Below are 12,840 nucleotides of genomic sequence, written 5' to 3' on the forward strand. Positions count from 1 at the left end.
CGGCGACTTCAAGGACCGTGACTTCAAGGACCGCGACAAGGATCGCGGCGGCTTCTCGCACCGCGGCGACCGTGGCGGTCACGGCCACGGCAGCCGCGGCGGCGGATTCCGCGGTCGCGACTGACCGATCCGGTCGAGTTGTGACGGTCCGATCCGGTCGAGTTGTGACGGTCCGGTCCGGTCGAGTTGTGACGGTCCGGTCCGGTCACATCCTTCCGTAGCGCGCCAGGACGAAGCAGTAGGCACCGTAGACGACGATGCCCAGTCCGGCCGCCCACAGAAGGACCTGTCCGAACGGGGCGGTGCCCAGCGTCTTCAGGGCACCGTCCAGCCCGGTCGCCTTGGCCGGGTCGGACGTGAAGGTCGCGATGACGACCAGGATTCCCGCGCCTGCGATCGCCAGTCCCTTCGCGGTGTAACCGACGACGCCGAGCACCGTCGCGACGCCCGGCACCGGACGGTGCAGGTCGTCGAGGAAGTTCCGGCTCATGCCCTTGTACACGTGGTATCCGCCGATCCCCACGGCAATGAGCCCGGCGACGACGAGCACCGTCTTGCCGGCGCCGGATTGCATCAATCGTGCGCTCAGCCCGACGCTCTGCTCGCTGCTGGACCGTCCGCTTCCCAGCGCGAACTGCAGGGCGGTGAACGCGAGCGCCGCATACGCGATCGCGACGCCCGCGGACTTGAACCGGTCCAGCGTCGACGGTTCCTCGAGATCGGACCGTTTACCCATCAACGCTTCGGTCAGCCGCCACAGTGCGAGGGCCGCGAGCGTCACCGCGGTGACCCACAGGACGGCGGTGCCTCCGGGCGCCGCGGCCATCGTGGCCAGCGCACCGGACTGGTCGGCGGCACCGGACTCGCCCATGGCAAGTCGCACGACGATGTATCCGATCAGCGCGTGGACGACGCCGCTGGTCGCCTGACCCACCCGGGCCACTCGTTCGAGAGGCGTGTTCTGCGCGGCGCCGGCCGCATCGATTTTCATGTCCCTACCAGGCGTGACCGGCGAGGACGTCGGCCGTGGCACCGTCGATCGACTCGCGGATGATGTCGGCGTGGCCTGCGTGCCGCGCCCACTCCTCGATCTGGTGCAGCAGCAGGAACCGCACCGTGAACGGCACCCCCTGACCCAGGTAGCGGGCCACGTCGTCGGGAATGTCGACGACGCGGTCGAGATCCGGTTCGTCGCGGACCAGCTGGGCGAGCCGGGCCGCGGCCGCATCGAGCTTCGCGATCTGGTCGGCGACGGTCTCGTCGTCGCCGACGAGCCAGCCCGACGTCCATGCCTCGACCGGGTCGTCGGGGCGGCTGTTGGTTCCGGCGATACGGTCGGCGGCGGCGACCTCGCCGTCGACGACGTGCGCGAGCAGCGACGCCAGGCTCATCGACGACGCGCTCGGCACCGAGCGTGCCTGTTCCTCGGTGAGCCCGGAGACCGCGTTGCGGAACGCGTCGTGCTGGTTGCCGAGGATCTCGAGCAGCAGCTCGGATTCGGTGGGGATGCTCATGCTTCGAGTATCGGGGCGAACGCGGACGAATACTTTCCGGAATCGGCAAACTGGGTGCGATACAGCTGCTCGTAACGGCCGCCGGCCGCGAGCAGCTCGGTGTGCGTACCCCGTTCGACGATGCGCCCGCCCTCCACGACCAGGATCTGATCGGCGGCCCGGATCGTCGACAGCCGGTGCGCGATGACCACCGAGGTCCGGCCGGCCAGTGCTTCGGTCAGCGCCTCCTGCACCGCGGCCTCCGAGGTCGAATCCAGGTGCGCGGTGGCCTCGTCGAGGATCACGACGCGCGGGTGTGCGAGCAACAGCCGCGCGATCGTCAGCCGCTGGCGTTCACCGCCGGAGAGCCGGTAGCCGCGTTCGCCGACGACGGTGTCCAGTCCGTCCGGCAACGAGGCGATCAGATCGTGCAGGCGGGCTCGGCGCAGCGCGTCCCACAGCTCGTCCTCGGTGGCCGTCGGCCGGGCCAGCAGCAGATTCTGCCGCACCGACTCGTGGAACAGGTGCCCGTCCTGGGTGACCAGGCCGACCGTGGCACGGATCGACGAGGCCGTCAGCTCCCGCACGTCGATGCCGTTCAGTAGCACCTGTCCGGAATCCACGTCGTACAGACGCGGAATCAGCTGCGCCACGGTGGATTTTCCGGCACCGGACGAGCCGACCAGCGCCACCATCTGTCCCGGTTCGACCCGGAAATCGATGTCGTGCAGCACGGTTTCGCCGCCGCGGGTGTCCAGGACCGCGACCTCCTCGAGCGACGCCAGCGACACCTTGTCGGCGGAGGGGTAGGCGAAGCTCACGTTGCGCAGTTCCACCGACACCGGTCCCGGCGGCACGTCGCGCGCGCCGGGGGCCTCGACGATCAACGGCTTCAGGTCGAGCACCTCGAAGACCCGCTCGAAGCTGACCATCGCGCTCATGACATCCATCCGGGCGCTGGCCAGGGCTGTGAGCGGCGAGTACAGGCGGGTCAGCAGCATCGCCATCGCCACCACCGAGCCGGCGTCGAGCTGGCCGCGCAGAGCGTAGAAGCCGCCGAGGCCGTAGACGAGCGCGAGCGCCAGAGCCGAGACGAGGGTCAGTGCGGTGACGAAGACGGACTGCAGCATCGCCGTGCGGACTCCGATGTCGCGGACGCGTCGAGCCCGGATCGCGAACTCGGCGGATTCGTGGTCCGGCCGGCCGAACAGCTTGACGAGCGTGGCGCCAGGGGCGGAGAACCGTTCGGTCATCTGGGTGCTCATCACCGAATTGTGGTTCGCGGCTTCACGACTCAATCGGGCGAGGCGAGTTCCCATGTGCCGCGCGGGAATCACGAAGATCGGCAACAACAGCAGTGCGAGAAGCGTGATCTGCCACGAGATTCCGATCATCACGACGAGCGTGATGACGAGTGTGACGATGTTGCCGACGACACCGGAGAGGGTGTCGCTGAAGGCGCGCTGCGCGCCGATGACGTCGTTGTTCAGCCGACTGACCAGCGCACCGGTGCGGGTGCGGGTGAAGAACGCGATGGGCATGCGCTGGACGTGATCGAACACGGTGGTGCGCAGATCCAGGATCAGGTCCTCGCCGATGCTCGCCGACAACCAGCGATTCGCGATCGCGAGCCCGGCCTCGACGATCGCGATGCCGGCGATGAGCACCGCCAACCCGAGGACCACGGACAGTGCGGCGTGATCGACGATGGCGTTGACCACCCGGCCTGCCAGCACCGGTGTCGCCACACCGAGCGCCGCGATCACGACGCTGAGCACCAGGTAGAACAAGATGTTGCGGCGATGCGGACGGGCGAACGCGCCGATCCGGCGCAGGCTTTCACGTGAGAACGGCCGACGGTCGTTGTGTGCGTGCATCGCGTTGTACATCGCGTTCCACGCGGTGATTTCCATGCTCATCTCGCGGAGCCTCCCTCTCTCGTAGCCCCGACCGTAGAACCTCGAGCAGGCTCGAGGTCAAGGGTAGTCGGCGACACACCTGCCCCACAGCGTGTCGCTTGCGCGCCTCGTGACGGTGATACTCTCACCCGGCCGGAGGGGGAGCCGGAAGGACGCGAGCGCGTCGTCCACTGAGCGGGGGGAATTTCGAAACGTGACCAGTGCTGTCCCGAGCGAGTCTGCTGTATTCGTCGACGACTACATGGAAGCAATGCTGGGCGAGTCGGGCGGCTCGTCTCCGGGCGCAGGTGACCCAGGGCCGCCAAGCGCAGTCGACCTCCTCCGGGTGAATCCGGAAGAGCTCCGGCGATTGTCCGGATTGCTCGATTCGGCGACGGAAGCGATCGAGGAGCTTTCGGAGGGCCTCGGGCGTGGGGACTCGGTTGTGCGATTCCCCGGAAGTCGTACCGCGCAGGTCAGCGTCGCGGTAGTTCAGGCGCTGAATGCCGCGACCGTTGCCGCGGCAGATCGGATCGCGTACATGTCGGGTCTCGCGAGAGGATCGGCCGGGGATTACCAGGTCGCCGAGGGCGTATTCGCGGCGCAACTCGCTACCATGGGGGACCTCCCGTGACCCCGAGCCGGTCTCAGATCGAGCTGTGGAAATCGTCGGACCTGACGTGACGGCCTCGAACCTGGACGGGATTTGCCGATCGATCGTCGACGTGGCCGGAACCATGCGCAACGACGTTCGTGGAATGGCTCCGGAATGGACCGGAATCGCCTTCGATGCGGCAGCGCACCGAGCAGACGACGAGTACGACGAGGTTCGACGCCTTGCGGGAACGGTGCAGGCGATCGTCGACGCCTACGACGGAAGTGCCCGTGAACTCGAATCGATGCTGGAGTTCCTGCGAGCAGTGGTGGCTGAGGCGGAGGAATTGTTCATCGTCGGTGAAGATTGGGCGCTGACCCCGAGGCCTGCGGCCGACGATGAACTCAGGGCTCGCCAGGACGAACTCGCAGACTACTTCGCAGAACGGATTCGGAATGCCGTCGAAGGGATCCGGGCGATCGACGGAAGTCTTGCGGCTGCGTTGGAGGCGCTCGCCGGTGAACTGTCGTCGAACAGCCCGCAGGGCGTGCCCCCGGAGTTGCGGGAGTCTGCTGTCTCGACTCCGGGACGATTGACCGCTGCCTCGATCGCATTCGACACGATGTTCGGACGACGCCCGGCGACCGCGGTCGATTGGCGTACCGCGATGGCTCTCGACACCACAAGTTATCTGGACAAGAACCAGGGCGTGCGCGCCGAAGTGGTGGTCGGCCGTATCGAACCGGTCCCGGGGCAGGGGATCGTCCGAATGGGTCTCTTTATTCCGGCTGGTGAAGTTGTCAACTTCATTCACAACGATCTCGGTGATGATCGAGACGAGGATCCGACGTTCGATCCGGAACGAACGAGGGTTTCGCTGTACGTGGACTACGAGAACGGCGTCGTGATTGCGCGTCAGAATCCGTCCGTCGGGGTGACAGGCGAAGTGGAAGTCGGTGCTCCTGCGGTGAACGTACAGCAGCTCTCGGACGGGTCGGTACGACTTGTGTACGAGGCGACGAATGCACTGCCGCCTCTCGATTCGGAGGCACTGACGACATTTCATTCCGTGAAAGGGGACATAGTTCTCGCTCCTGGTCCGGAGAGGGTCGGTGTTGCCGCGCAGATCGGGAACTATCCGTCTTTGGAGATCTATCAGGATTCAGTATCCGGCAGTACGCAACAGATCTATATCGACCCGGCTGACAGCGGCTCGAAGTGGGGCCCGCTCGGCAACCTACCGTTCGATCACACTCTGGGCGACTACTCCTCGGCCACAGAACGTTTCGATGGCGTGCAGCCCATGGCGCTCCAAGAAGTGAACCTCGCGTGGGCGCACGGAGGACGGTCGTGAGGCAGCTGAATGTGACTGGACAGGAACTGAAGCCCCGCGTGGCTACCGACGGGCTGTTCTGGGGATCAGCGACTGTGATGGTACCGATCTCGCTCGCGTTCACGTTCGCGATTGCCATATTCGTTTTCGAGGCGTTCGGGATGGACGACACGAATGAGCCCCAACTACTTGTGGCGTTGGTGGTTCTCGCGGCGATTCTGACACCGCTCGCCTCGGCGGTGCTGCTGCGGACCACGTCGCGGATCCGCGCCGGGGTCGCGCTGGGGGTCGCGGTGGGATCGCTGGTTGCGATCTACGGCGGTGTGATTCTGGTGGTGCGGTAGTGGTAGCCGACGAGACCCGGATTGCGCCCGGACGAGTGTTCGGCCCGGCGAGTCTGATCGGTGTGGTTGCCGGGATCGTGGTCCAGGCGACCGTACCGTTCTGGGTCCCACGTGAATTCGGCTGGACCGCCCTGGCGTTGCCATTCGTGTCCGGCCTCGTCTGTTGTCTCTTCTCTGGCCGTGTGCGCCATCTCGGTGCGGGGTTGGTCGTGTCGATGGCGACGCTCCCGCTGGCGATTCTCGCGATGTGGACCGCCGGCGCGATCCTGCACGTGATGCGGTATTGACCGAGGTCGACGCTGTCTGGAACGCCCGTTCGGGATGAGTGCCCTACGGGCGCGCCACGTCGATCACGAGGCGGGTCGGGCCGGTCAGGGAGTACACCGAGAACGGCGTGTCGGGATCCTTGATCCCGATGAACGACTGGGTGACGCCCTCGAACACACCTGCGCCGTTGACCTCGACGACCGAGCCGCCGGGCGCCGCGAGCACCGGTTGCGGGCCGGCGTACTGCTCCACGCCGCTGTCGAACGGGTAGGCGGAACCGTCGATGAGAACCTGCAGGATCGCTCCGCCCGCGACCGCGACCTCGTTTCCGCTGCCGTCCTGCACGGCACGGTCGACGTAAGCGACGCGCCAGCCCGGTGTGCCGCTGCCGCCGAGTTCGTAGACCACGCGATCGAAGCCGTCGTGGGTGCCGGTGCGGATGTCGGTGACCGTCAGCTTCGAACCGGGCGCTGCCGGCGCCGACTTGGCGGCCGCGTCGACGGGGAGGTTCTTCGCCGCCGCGGGTGCGGTGGTGGTGGGGATCGTGCCGGCCGACGCCGGCGGCGCGGGGCTCTGCGAATCGGCGCACCCGGCCAGGGTCAGGGCCGCGACAGCGGCAACGGCGACGACGGCGACGCGGCGGTGGTTCATGGGATCGATGTTACGGCTGTGATCCATGGGAATCGGTGATTGGCGAGGCCGCCGCCCGTGCGTCGTACTGCTCACGATTGGTGAGCACTTCGTCCATGTTCGCTTCCGCCCATACCTTCACCTGCTTCATCAGCGCGTGGAGCGACAGGCCGAGAGCGGTCGGTTCGTACGTGACGGTCACCGGCACGGTGGGTGTGATGGTGCGCGTGACCAGACCGTCGCGCTCGAGGTTGCGCAACGTCTGCGTGAGCATCTTCTGGCTGACTCCCGCGAGGTGCCGGGACAGTTCCGAATACCGCAGCGAACGGGGTGCGCCGGTCTCGTCCCCGAGGGCCGCGAGCACCAGGGCGACCCACTTGTCGGAGATCCGATCGAGCAGTCGGCGGCTGGGGCACGCGGCCAGGTACGCGTCGTATTCGAGCTTGGCCTGTGCCCGTTTGTCGGCCGCGGTCGTCGTTGCCATCGCCGGCTCCTCCCCGTAAGCGAAGGAAGTTACGCACTCTCGAGTGCCTACTTACCAATAGAGAGTAGCTCTACGAAAGTGGTGTGTGCCAGACGAAAGCGAACTCTCCGACGAGGAGGTAGCCATGAGCGCCACCGAACTCCGCACCACCACGTACCGCGCCGCCGTCGTCCGCACGCCCGGCGCGCCCGACGCCGTCGAGGTCGTCGAGGTCCCGCTCCCCGAACCCGGCCCCGGCGAGGCTCGCGTCCGGGTTGCCGCGGCCTCCGTCAACCCCGTCGACCTCACGACCGCGTCCGGATGGTTCCACGAACGGGGACTGATCGATCAACCCGAACACACCGGCATCGGCTGGGATTTCGCCGGAACCGTCGCCGCCACCGGCCCCGATGTCGACCTGGCCGTCGGCACCCGGGTTGCCGGATTGGTGACCGGTTTCGACCGGGCCGTCGGGACGCACGCCGAGTACGTCCTCGTGCCCGCAGTGGACCTCGCCTTGGTGCCCGACGGCCTGGGCCTCGTCGAGGCATCGACAGTGCCGCTCAACGGCCTCGCCGCCGCACAGATCGTCGACCTGCTCGGCGATGCGCCGGCCGGTGGGAGGTTGCTGGTGACCGGCGCGGCCGGCGCGGTCGGCGGATACGTCACGTCGCTCGCCCGGGATCGCGGCTGGCACGTGACCGGCCTGGCCAGAACGTCGGACGAGGAGTACGTCCGCGGCCTCGGCGCCGAGTTCACGACCGCCGCCGAACCCGGCTGGGACGCGGTGGCCGACTGCGCGGGACTGCAGGACGAAGGTCTCGGCCTGGTTCGGGACGGCGGGCGCTACGTCGGCGTGCGGCCGGGAGGGGAGCCTGCCGCCGAACGCGGAATCTCCGTCGCCGCCGTATCGGTGCAGGCCGAGGGGGCTCGTCTCGCCGAGCTGCTCGCCCGGACGGCGACCGGCGAATTGCCCGCCCGCGTGCACGCCGTCGTGCCGCTCGACCGGGCCGCCGATGCCTACCGGTCGGCGGGCGAGAGCGGGGTGCGCGGTCGCTGGGTGCTGACGCCCTGACCGGAGCGGCAGGGGTTGACGGCGCGGGGTGAGCGGGCGGACAATTCAACAGACGATGATTTCATCGATCGATGAATTGAGAATCCCATGGATACCTCGACTCCTGCCGTCGACATCCGCAATCTGAACGTCCGTCGCGGCCCGCACCGGGCACTCGAGGACGTGACCGTCACGATTCCCCGCGGCTCGGTCACCGGGCTTCTCGGCCCCTCCGGGTGCGGCAAGACCACCCTGATGAGGTGCATCGTGGGCACTCAGATCATCGAGTCCGGTACGGTCACCGTGCTGGACCGGCCCGCGGGGGAGGCGAGCCTGCGCCGGCGCGTCGGATACGTGACCCAGGACCCCAGCGTCTACCTCGATCTGACCGTCGCCAAGAACGTCGCCTATTTCGCCGCCCTCTACGGACGGTCCGGCGCAGTGGTCGACGAGACGATCGCGGCCGTCGGGCTGAGCAGCCATTCCAAGCAGCTCGCCGGAAATCTGTCCGGCGGACAGCTCGGCAGAGTGTCGCTGGCGTGCGCGTTGGTCGGGGACCCGGAACTGCTCGTGCTCGACGAACCGACCGTCGGGCTCGATCCGGTGCTGCGCGTCGAGCTGTGGGACCACTTCCACATGCTCGCCGATCGCGGTGTGACCCTGCTGATTTCGAGTCACGTGATGGACGAGGCCGACCGCTGCGCGCAGTTGCTGCTGCTGCGCGAGGGGCGGTTGCTCGGCAAGCTCACTCCCGGTGATCTCCGGGAGCAGACCGGCGAATCGCGGCTCGAGGACGCCTTTCTGCGGCTGATCAGGACTCGGGAAGGAGCGCAGTCGTGAATGTCACCATCTACGCCGCCACGACGACGCGGATCCTGCGGCAGTTGCGGGCCGACCATCGCACCGTCGCGATGCTCGTGCTCGTTCCGAGCCTGCTGATGACGCTGCTGTACTTCATTTACCGGAACGTGCCCGCCCCGCCGGTGGGTCCCTCCCTGTTCGACCGGATCGCGATCACGATGCTCGGGATCCTGCCGTTCGTGGTGATGTTCCTCGTCACGTCCATCGCGATGCAACGCGAGCGCTCGTCGGGCACCCTCGAGCGGTTGCTCACCACGCCGCTCGCGAAATTCGACCTGCTCGCCGGGTACGGCAGCGCGTTCTCCCTCGCGGCCGCCGTGCAGGCCGGGCTCGCGTGCCTGATCACGTTCGGGTTTCTCGGCCTGACCGCGGCGGGCAGCGTCGCGTGGGTCATCTTCATCGCGGTGCTCGACGCCGTGCTCGGGGTCTCCCTGGGGTTGCTGTGCAGTGCGTTCGCCCGCACCGAATTCCAGGCCGTGCAGTTCATGCCGGTGCTCGTCATTCCCCAGTTGCTGCTGTGCGGGCTTCTGGTGCCGCGGGATCAACTGCCCGTGGTGCTGCAGTGGATCAGCAACGTGCTTCCGTTGAGCTACGCCGTCGAGGCCCTGCAGCAGGTCGCCGCTCATCCCGGGGTGACCGCGGTGATGGCGCGCGATCTGATCGTGGTCGCAGGATTCGTCTTTGTCGGATTGTGGTTGGCCGCGGCCACCCTGCGCCGCCGGACGCCGTGACCGCAACGCGGCCGGGCCGGCGTCCCGGCAACTCCGGCAGCCGGGACCGCATCCTCGAATCGGCACGAGAGTTGTTTGCGGACAACGGTTTCGGAAAGACGACCATCCGGGCGATCGCGGCCCGCGCCGAAGTGGACGCCGCGCTGGTGCACCACTACTTCGGCAACAAACACGCGCTGTTCGTCGCGGCGATCGCGCTGCCCGTCGACCCCGACGACGTCCTCGCGCCCGTGCGCGCGGCGCCCGTCGACGAGATCGGCCCGCGGTTGGCGACGGCGCTGCTCGGCGTGTGGGACTCCCCGCACCGCGACGCGATCATCGCCGTCTTCCGCACCGTGATCGGTGGTGGTGGCGATGTGGGTCTGCTGCGAACCTTCCTGTTGGACATCGTCTTCGATGAAATCGTGCCCCGCGTGGACCACCCGGCGGGCGCCGGTCCGCTGCGCGTCGAACTGGTCGCCTCGCAGATGGCCGGGCTCATGGTGATGCGGTACATCCTGCGGGTCGAACCGCTCGCGTCACTGCCCGCCGACCGTGTCGTCGAGATCGTCGGGCCGACCCTGCAGCGCTATCTCACCGGCGACGTGGGCTGACGCCCCGGTGTGCCTTTGTGGCGGTTGGGGGCGCCACAAAGGCACACCGGGGCGTCAGCCCAGTTTCTCCCTCAGAAAGGCGATGTCCTCGGCCATTCCGTCCTCGGGTGTTTCCAGGATGATGGGGGCGCCGGCCGCGGTGGCGACCTCGACGAGCAGCGCGGGGTCGATCTGCCCGTCCGCGAGGTTCGCGTGCCGGTCGCGGGCCGAATCGAATTCGTCGCGCGAATTGTTCAGGTGCACAAGATCGATACGTCCGGTGACGGCGCGCACCCGCTCGACGACGTCGACGAGATCCTCACCGGCCGCCCACGCGTGGCAGGTGTCGAGGCAGAACCCGGCGCCGTAGTCGCCGATGGCATCCCACAACCGGCCGATCGCGTCGACGTAGCGGGCCATCGCGAAGTCCCCGCCCGCGGTGTTCTCCACGAGGATCGGCACCCCGAAGCCGCCCTTGTCCTCCTGGCGTTCGAACAGTTTCCGCCAGTTCTCCACCCCGGCCGCGACGTTCTCGCCCTCGCGGACGTGCCCGCCGTGCACGACGAGGCCGAACGCGCCGATCGCGGCGGCGGCCGCGGCGTGCTCGGCGACCGCCTTGCGCGACGGCATCCGCAGCCGGTTGTTCAGGCTCGCGACATTGATGACGTACGGCGAGTGCACGACCACGTCGATGTCGGACGCGAGGATCTGCTCGGCACGCGGATGCGGTCCGGGCGTGTCCCATTTCTGCGGGTCGGTGAGGAAGACCTGCACCAGGTCCGCGCCGAGACGTTCACCCTGACCGGTCGGATCGTCGTCCCGACGGACGTGTGCGCCTATCCGCATGGGCTCCAGCGTAACGCCGGAGCCTGCCTACGCTTCGGGTTCTCCGACCGGGATGGTCGCACCGAGTTCGTTGTCGTGGCCGCACGCGCATCCTTCGCCGCAGCCGCCGCCACCGCATCCACCGGCGTACGAGTCGTCGTCGGCGTCGCAGTCGAGGACGCCGCCGAACCGGGCCGCGAAGTCGTCGTCGACCTCATGGGTGAGCTCGTGGATCTCGCCGATGAGGTTCACCAGGTGCTGGGGCGCGAACGGGTCGGCGTCGAGGATTGTCGACACCAGCAGGTGGCCCTGCTGGAAGCTGAAGCGCAGACGCGGCCACTCCTCGGACAGCTCGGCGACCAGCGCGGCCGTGTTGCCCCCGCTGTCGATGTCGCTCAGCAGCGACGACCACACGTGCAGCTCCGGGGAGTCCTCGGCCACCGTGACGTACACGCCGAACCCGTGGACCGGGATCGCGATATCGCCGTCCTCGTCGGTCTCGGGCGCGCTGCCGAGCAGCTCCGCCAGGGCACGGATGCTCAGGTCGATCAGCTGCTGCCGTTCCTCGGTGGCCACGGCGATGTCGCCGTCGAGGCGGATCGGGCCGTCGTGCGTGTCGTGCTCGGTCATCGTTTCCTCCCGGTGGGGCGCCGACTTGGGTGGTACGGCCTCGGTGCACGAGCCTAAGCGATGGCCGCGGACGGGAGCTGTGCAGGTCCGGCCCGGTTACCGATCACCGGGACAACCCGGCCCGCAGGCGGCAGGATCTGTTTGCATACCCGACGGCACGCTGCGCGAGAGCACGGAAAGGTCGTCCATGGGCACACTCGAGGGCAAGGTCGCATTCATCACCGGAGCCGGGCAGGGCGTCGGACAGGGGGTGGCGTTCGCTCTGGCCCGCGAGGGTGCCTCGATCGCCGTGACCGGTCGCACCGAGTCCAAGCTCGTCGACACCGTCGAGCAGATCCGCGCGTTCGGCGGCGTCGCCGAGCCGATCGTGTGCGACATCGCGGACACCGCCCGGATCACCGCCGCGGTCGAACGAACCGTCGAGCTGTTCGGCGGAGTCGACGTCCTCGTCAACAACGCGAGCCTCAACCCGCTCGGCCCGCTGCTCGACCTCACGCCCGGGCTGATGGCGAAGGCCTACGCGTCCGGCCCGATCGCCGCGTTGCACGCGATGCAGACCGTCCACCCGATCATGAAGGAACGCGGCGGCGGCAACATCGTCAACATGGTCACCTCCGCCGCGGTGCGGTGGGACACCAGCGGCTACGGCGGATACGCGTCCGTCAAGGAAGCCCTGCGGGCGCTCACCCGCACCGCCGCCTCCGAGTGGGGGCCGGACAACATCCGGGTCAACGCGATCGCCCCCCACGCCCTCTCGCCCGGATTGAAGTGGTGGACCGAGAACCGGCCGGAGGAAGCCGCCGAGTTCGTCGCGAGCATTCCGCTGCGCCGCATCGGCGACTGCGAGGACGACATCGGGCGCGCGGTCGCGTGGATCGTGAGCGACGATGCCCGCTACCTCACCGGCGCGACGATCCCGCTCGACGGTGGTCAGGCACGCTGGGGCTGACCACCCCGGGCACCCCCGAGGGCCAGGATCAGGGTGGTCCCCGATGGTGCCCGAACCGGACACCCGGGAAGATGGAGCGCATGTCATCTCACAGCGCCGCAGCCGCTCGCGCCATCAACCTGAAGAAGATCTATGGAACCGGGGAGACCGCCGTCCACGCGCTCGCCGGTGTGACCGCCGATTTCGCGGCGGGGG

General features: G+C 68.0%; 15 protein-coding genes and 1 pseudogene. 9 read left to right on the plus strand and 7 right to left on the minus strand.

The genetic code is table 11. The features are described from left to right. Positions 1-205: 205 nt before the first annotated feature. From I0Q12_RS25885 to I0Q12_RS25895, 3 genes are read right to left on the minus strand one after another with little or no spacing between them, the layout of a single operon-like run. Complete coding sequence (locus I0Q12_RS25885; RefSeq protein ID WP_197256066.1) at positions 206-991, minus strand: DUF1206 domain-containing protein; 786 nt, start codon at positions 989-991, stop codon at positions 206-208. 4 nt (positions 992-995) lie between these two features. Continuing rightward, a complete protein-coding gene (locus I0Q12_RS25890) occupies positions 996-1,514 on the minus strand; it encodes a DUF664 domain-containing protein (RefSeq protein ID WP_197256068.1) in 519 nt (172 codons plus the stop codon). Further along, positions 1,511-3,412, minus strand: coding sequence for an ABC transporter ATP-binding protein (locus I0Q12_RS25895; RefSeq protein ID WP_197256069.1), 1,902 nt, complete (start codon positions 3,410-3,412; stop codon positions 1,511-1,513). Before I0Q12_RS25895 ends, I0Q12_RS25890 begins: the two co-directional genes overlap by 4 nt. Before the next feature lie 638 nt (positions 3,413-4,050). On the opposite strand from I0Q12_RS25895, the gene I0Q12_RS25900 reads away from it, so the two are divergent. The 3 genes from I0Q12_RS25900 to I0Q12_RS25910 all read left to right on the plus strand — a co-directional run bounded on the left by I0Q12_RS25900 (position 4,051) and on the right by I0Q12_RS25910 (position 5,950). Next, positions 4,051-5,340, plus strand: a complete 1,290-nt coding sequence (locus I0Q12_RS25900) for a hypothetical protein (RefSeq protein ID WP_197256072.1) — start codon at positions 4,051-4,053, stop codon at positions 5,338-5,340. After that, complete coding sequence (locus I0Q12_RS25905; protein ID WP_197256074.1) at positions 5,337-5,663, plus strand: hypothetical protein; 327 nt, start codon at positions 5,337-5,339, stop codon at positions 5,661-5,663. The genes I0Q12_RS25900 and I0Q12_RS25905 overlap by 4 nt, the downstream gene beginning before the upstream one ends. A gap of 62 nt (positions 5,664-5,725) precedes the next feature. Continuing rightward, positions 5,726-5,950, plus strand: coding sequence for a hypothetical protein (locus tag I0Q12_RS25910; protein ID WP_231611450.1), 225 nt, complete (start codon positions 5,726-5,728; stop codon positions 5,948-5,950). A 43-nt stretch (positions 5,951-5,993) separates the two neighbouring features. Here I0Q12_RS25910 and I0Q12_RS25915 read toward each other — a convergent pair whose 3' ends face one another. Together I0Q12_RS25915 and I0Q12_RS25920 are read right to left on the minus strand one after the other, a co-directional pair. Further along, the gene (locus tag I0Q12_RS25915) at positions 5,994-6,581 is read right to left on the minus strand and encodes a hypothetical protein (RefSeq protein ID WP_197256078.1); all 588 of its coding nucleotides are present in this window, start codon (positions 6,579-6,581) and stop codon (positions 5,994-5,996) included. 10 nt (positions 6,582-6,591) lie between these two features. Beyond that, positions 6,592-7,044: a helix-turn-helix domain-containing protein gene (locus tag I0Q12_RS25920; RefSeq protein ID WP_197256080.1), complete on the minus strand. Its 453-nt coding sequence runs from the start codon at positions 7,042-7,044 to the stop codon at positions 6,592-6,594. A 124-nt stretch (positions 7,045-7,168) separates the two neighbouring features. Here I0Q12_RS25920 and I0Q12_RS25925 point away from each other — a divergent pair, with 124 nt between their 5' ends. The 4 genes from I0Q12_RS25925 to I0Q12_RS25940 all read left to right on the plus strand — a co-directional run bounded on the left by I0Q12_RS25925 (position 7,169) and on the right by I0Q12_RS25940 (position 10,262). Further along, complete coding sequence (locus tag I0Q12_RS25925) at positions 7,169-8,098, plus strand: NADP-dependent oxidoreductase (protein ID WP_197256082.1); 930 nt, start codon at positions 7,169-7,171, stop codon at positions 8,096-8,098. An 87-nt stretch (positions 8,099-8,185) separates the two neighbouring features. Continuing rightward, positions 8,186-8,917 (plus strand): ABC transporter ATP-binding protein, encoded by a 732-nt coding sequence (locus I0Q12_RS25930; protein ID WP_197256084.1) that lies wholly within the window; start codon positions 8,186-8,188, stop codon positions 8,915-8,917. Next, positions 8,914-9,669: an ABC transporter permease gene (locus tag I0Q12_RS25935; RefSeq protein ID WP_197256087.1), complete on the plus strand. Its 756-nt coding sequence runs from the start codon at positions 8,914-8,916 to the stop codon at positions 9,667-9,669. The genes I0Q12_RS25930 and I0Q12_RS25935 overlap by 4 nt, the downstream gene beginning before the upstream one ends. Further along, entirely contained in the window at positions 9,666-10,262 is a 597-nt protein-coding gene (locus tag I0Q12_RS25940; RefSeq protein ID WP_197256089.1) for a TetR family transcriptional regulator, read from the plus strand. The genes I0Q12_RS25935 and I0Q12_RS25940 overlap by 4 nt, the downstream gene beginning before the upstream one ends. A 54-nt stretch (positions 10,263-10,316) precedes the next feature. Here I0Q12_RS25940 and I0Q12_RS25945 read toward each other — a convergent pair whose 3' ends face one another. Then, complete coding sequence (locus I0Q12_RS25945) at positions 10,317-11,087, minus strand: deoxyribonuclease IV (RefSeq protein ID WP_197256091.1); 771 nt, start codon at positions 11,085-11,087, stop codon at positions 10,317-10,319. 27 nt (positions 11,088-11,114) lie between these two features. After that, positions 11,115-11,696 (minus strand): hypothetical protein, encoded by a 582-nt coding sequence (locus I0Q12_RS25950; RefSeq protein WP_197256093.1) that lies wholly within the window; start codon positions 11,694-11,696, stop codon positions 11,115-11,117. Between the two features lie 187 nt (positions 11,697-11,883). Here I0Q12_RS25950 and I0Q12_RS25955 point away from each other — a divergent pair, with 187 nt between their 5' ends. Together I0Q12_RS25955 and I0Q12_RS35200 are read left to right on the plus strand one after the other, a co-directional pair. Next, positions 11,884-12,645: an SDR family NAD(P)-dependent oxidoreductase gene (locus tag I0Q12_RS25955; protein ID WP_197256095.1), complete on the plus strand. Its 762-nt coding sequence runs from the start codon at positions 11,884-11,886 to the stop codon at positions 12,643-12,645. Further along, positions 12,537-12,840, plus strand: a pseudogene (locus I0Q12_RS35200) (hypothetical protein); the annotation flags it as partial. The gene I0Q12_RS25955 and the pseudogene I0Q12_RS35200, both read left to right, overlap by 109 nt.

This window comes from Rhodococcus sp. CX (assembly GCF_015865005.1).
Taxonomy (GTDB): Bacteria; Actinomycetota; Actinomycetes; order Mycobacteriales; family Mycobacteriaceae; genus Rhodococcus.

Excerpts from the sequence above, each read along its gene's own strand:
- I0Q12_RS25925 (WP_197256082.1), top strand. The coding sequence starts at position 7,169 with ATGAGCGCCACCGAACTCCGCACCACCACGTACCGCGCCGCCGTCGTC.
- I0Q12_RS25950 (WP_197256093.1), bottom strand. The coding sequence starts at position 11,696 with ATGACCGAGCACGACACGCACGACGGCCCGATCCGCCTCGACGGCGAC.
- I0Q12_RS25955 (WP_197256095.1), top strand. The coding sequence starts at position 11,884 with ATGGGCACACTCGAGGGCAAGGTCGCATTCATCACCGGAGCCGGGCAG.
- I0Q12_RS25895 (WP_197256069.1), bottom strand. The coding sequence starts at position 3,412 with ATGAGCATGGAAATCACCGCGTGGAACGCGATGTACAACGCGATGCAC.
- I0Q12_RS25945 (WP_197256091.1), bottom strand. The coding sequence starts at position 11,087 with ATGCGGATAGGCGCACACGTCCGTCGGGACGACGATCCGACCGGTCAG.
- I0Q12_RS25890 (WP_197256068.1), bottom strand. The coding sequence starts at position 1,514 with ATGAGCATCCCCACCGAATCCGAGCTGCTGCTCGAGATCCTCGGCAAC.
- I0Q12_RS25885 (WP_197256066.1), bottom strand. The coding sequence starts at position 991 with ATGAAAATCGATGCGGCCGGCGCCGCGCAGAACACGCCTCTCGAACGA.
- I0Q12_RS25915 (WP_197256078.1), bottom strand. The coding sequence starts at position 6,581 with ATGAACCACCGCCGCGTCGCCGTCGTCGCCGTTGCCGCTGTCGCGGCC.
- I0Q12_RS25930 (WP_197256084.1), top strand. The coding sequence starts at position 8,186 with ATGGATACCTCGACTCCTGCCGTCGACATCCGCAATCTGAACGTCCGT.
- I0Q12_RS25920 (WP_197256080.1), bottom strand. The coding sequence starts at position 7,044 with ATGGCAACGACGACCGCGGCCGACAAACGGGCACAGGCCAAGCTCGAA.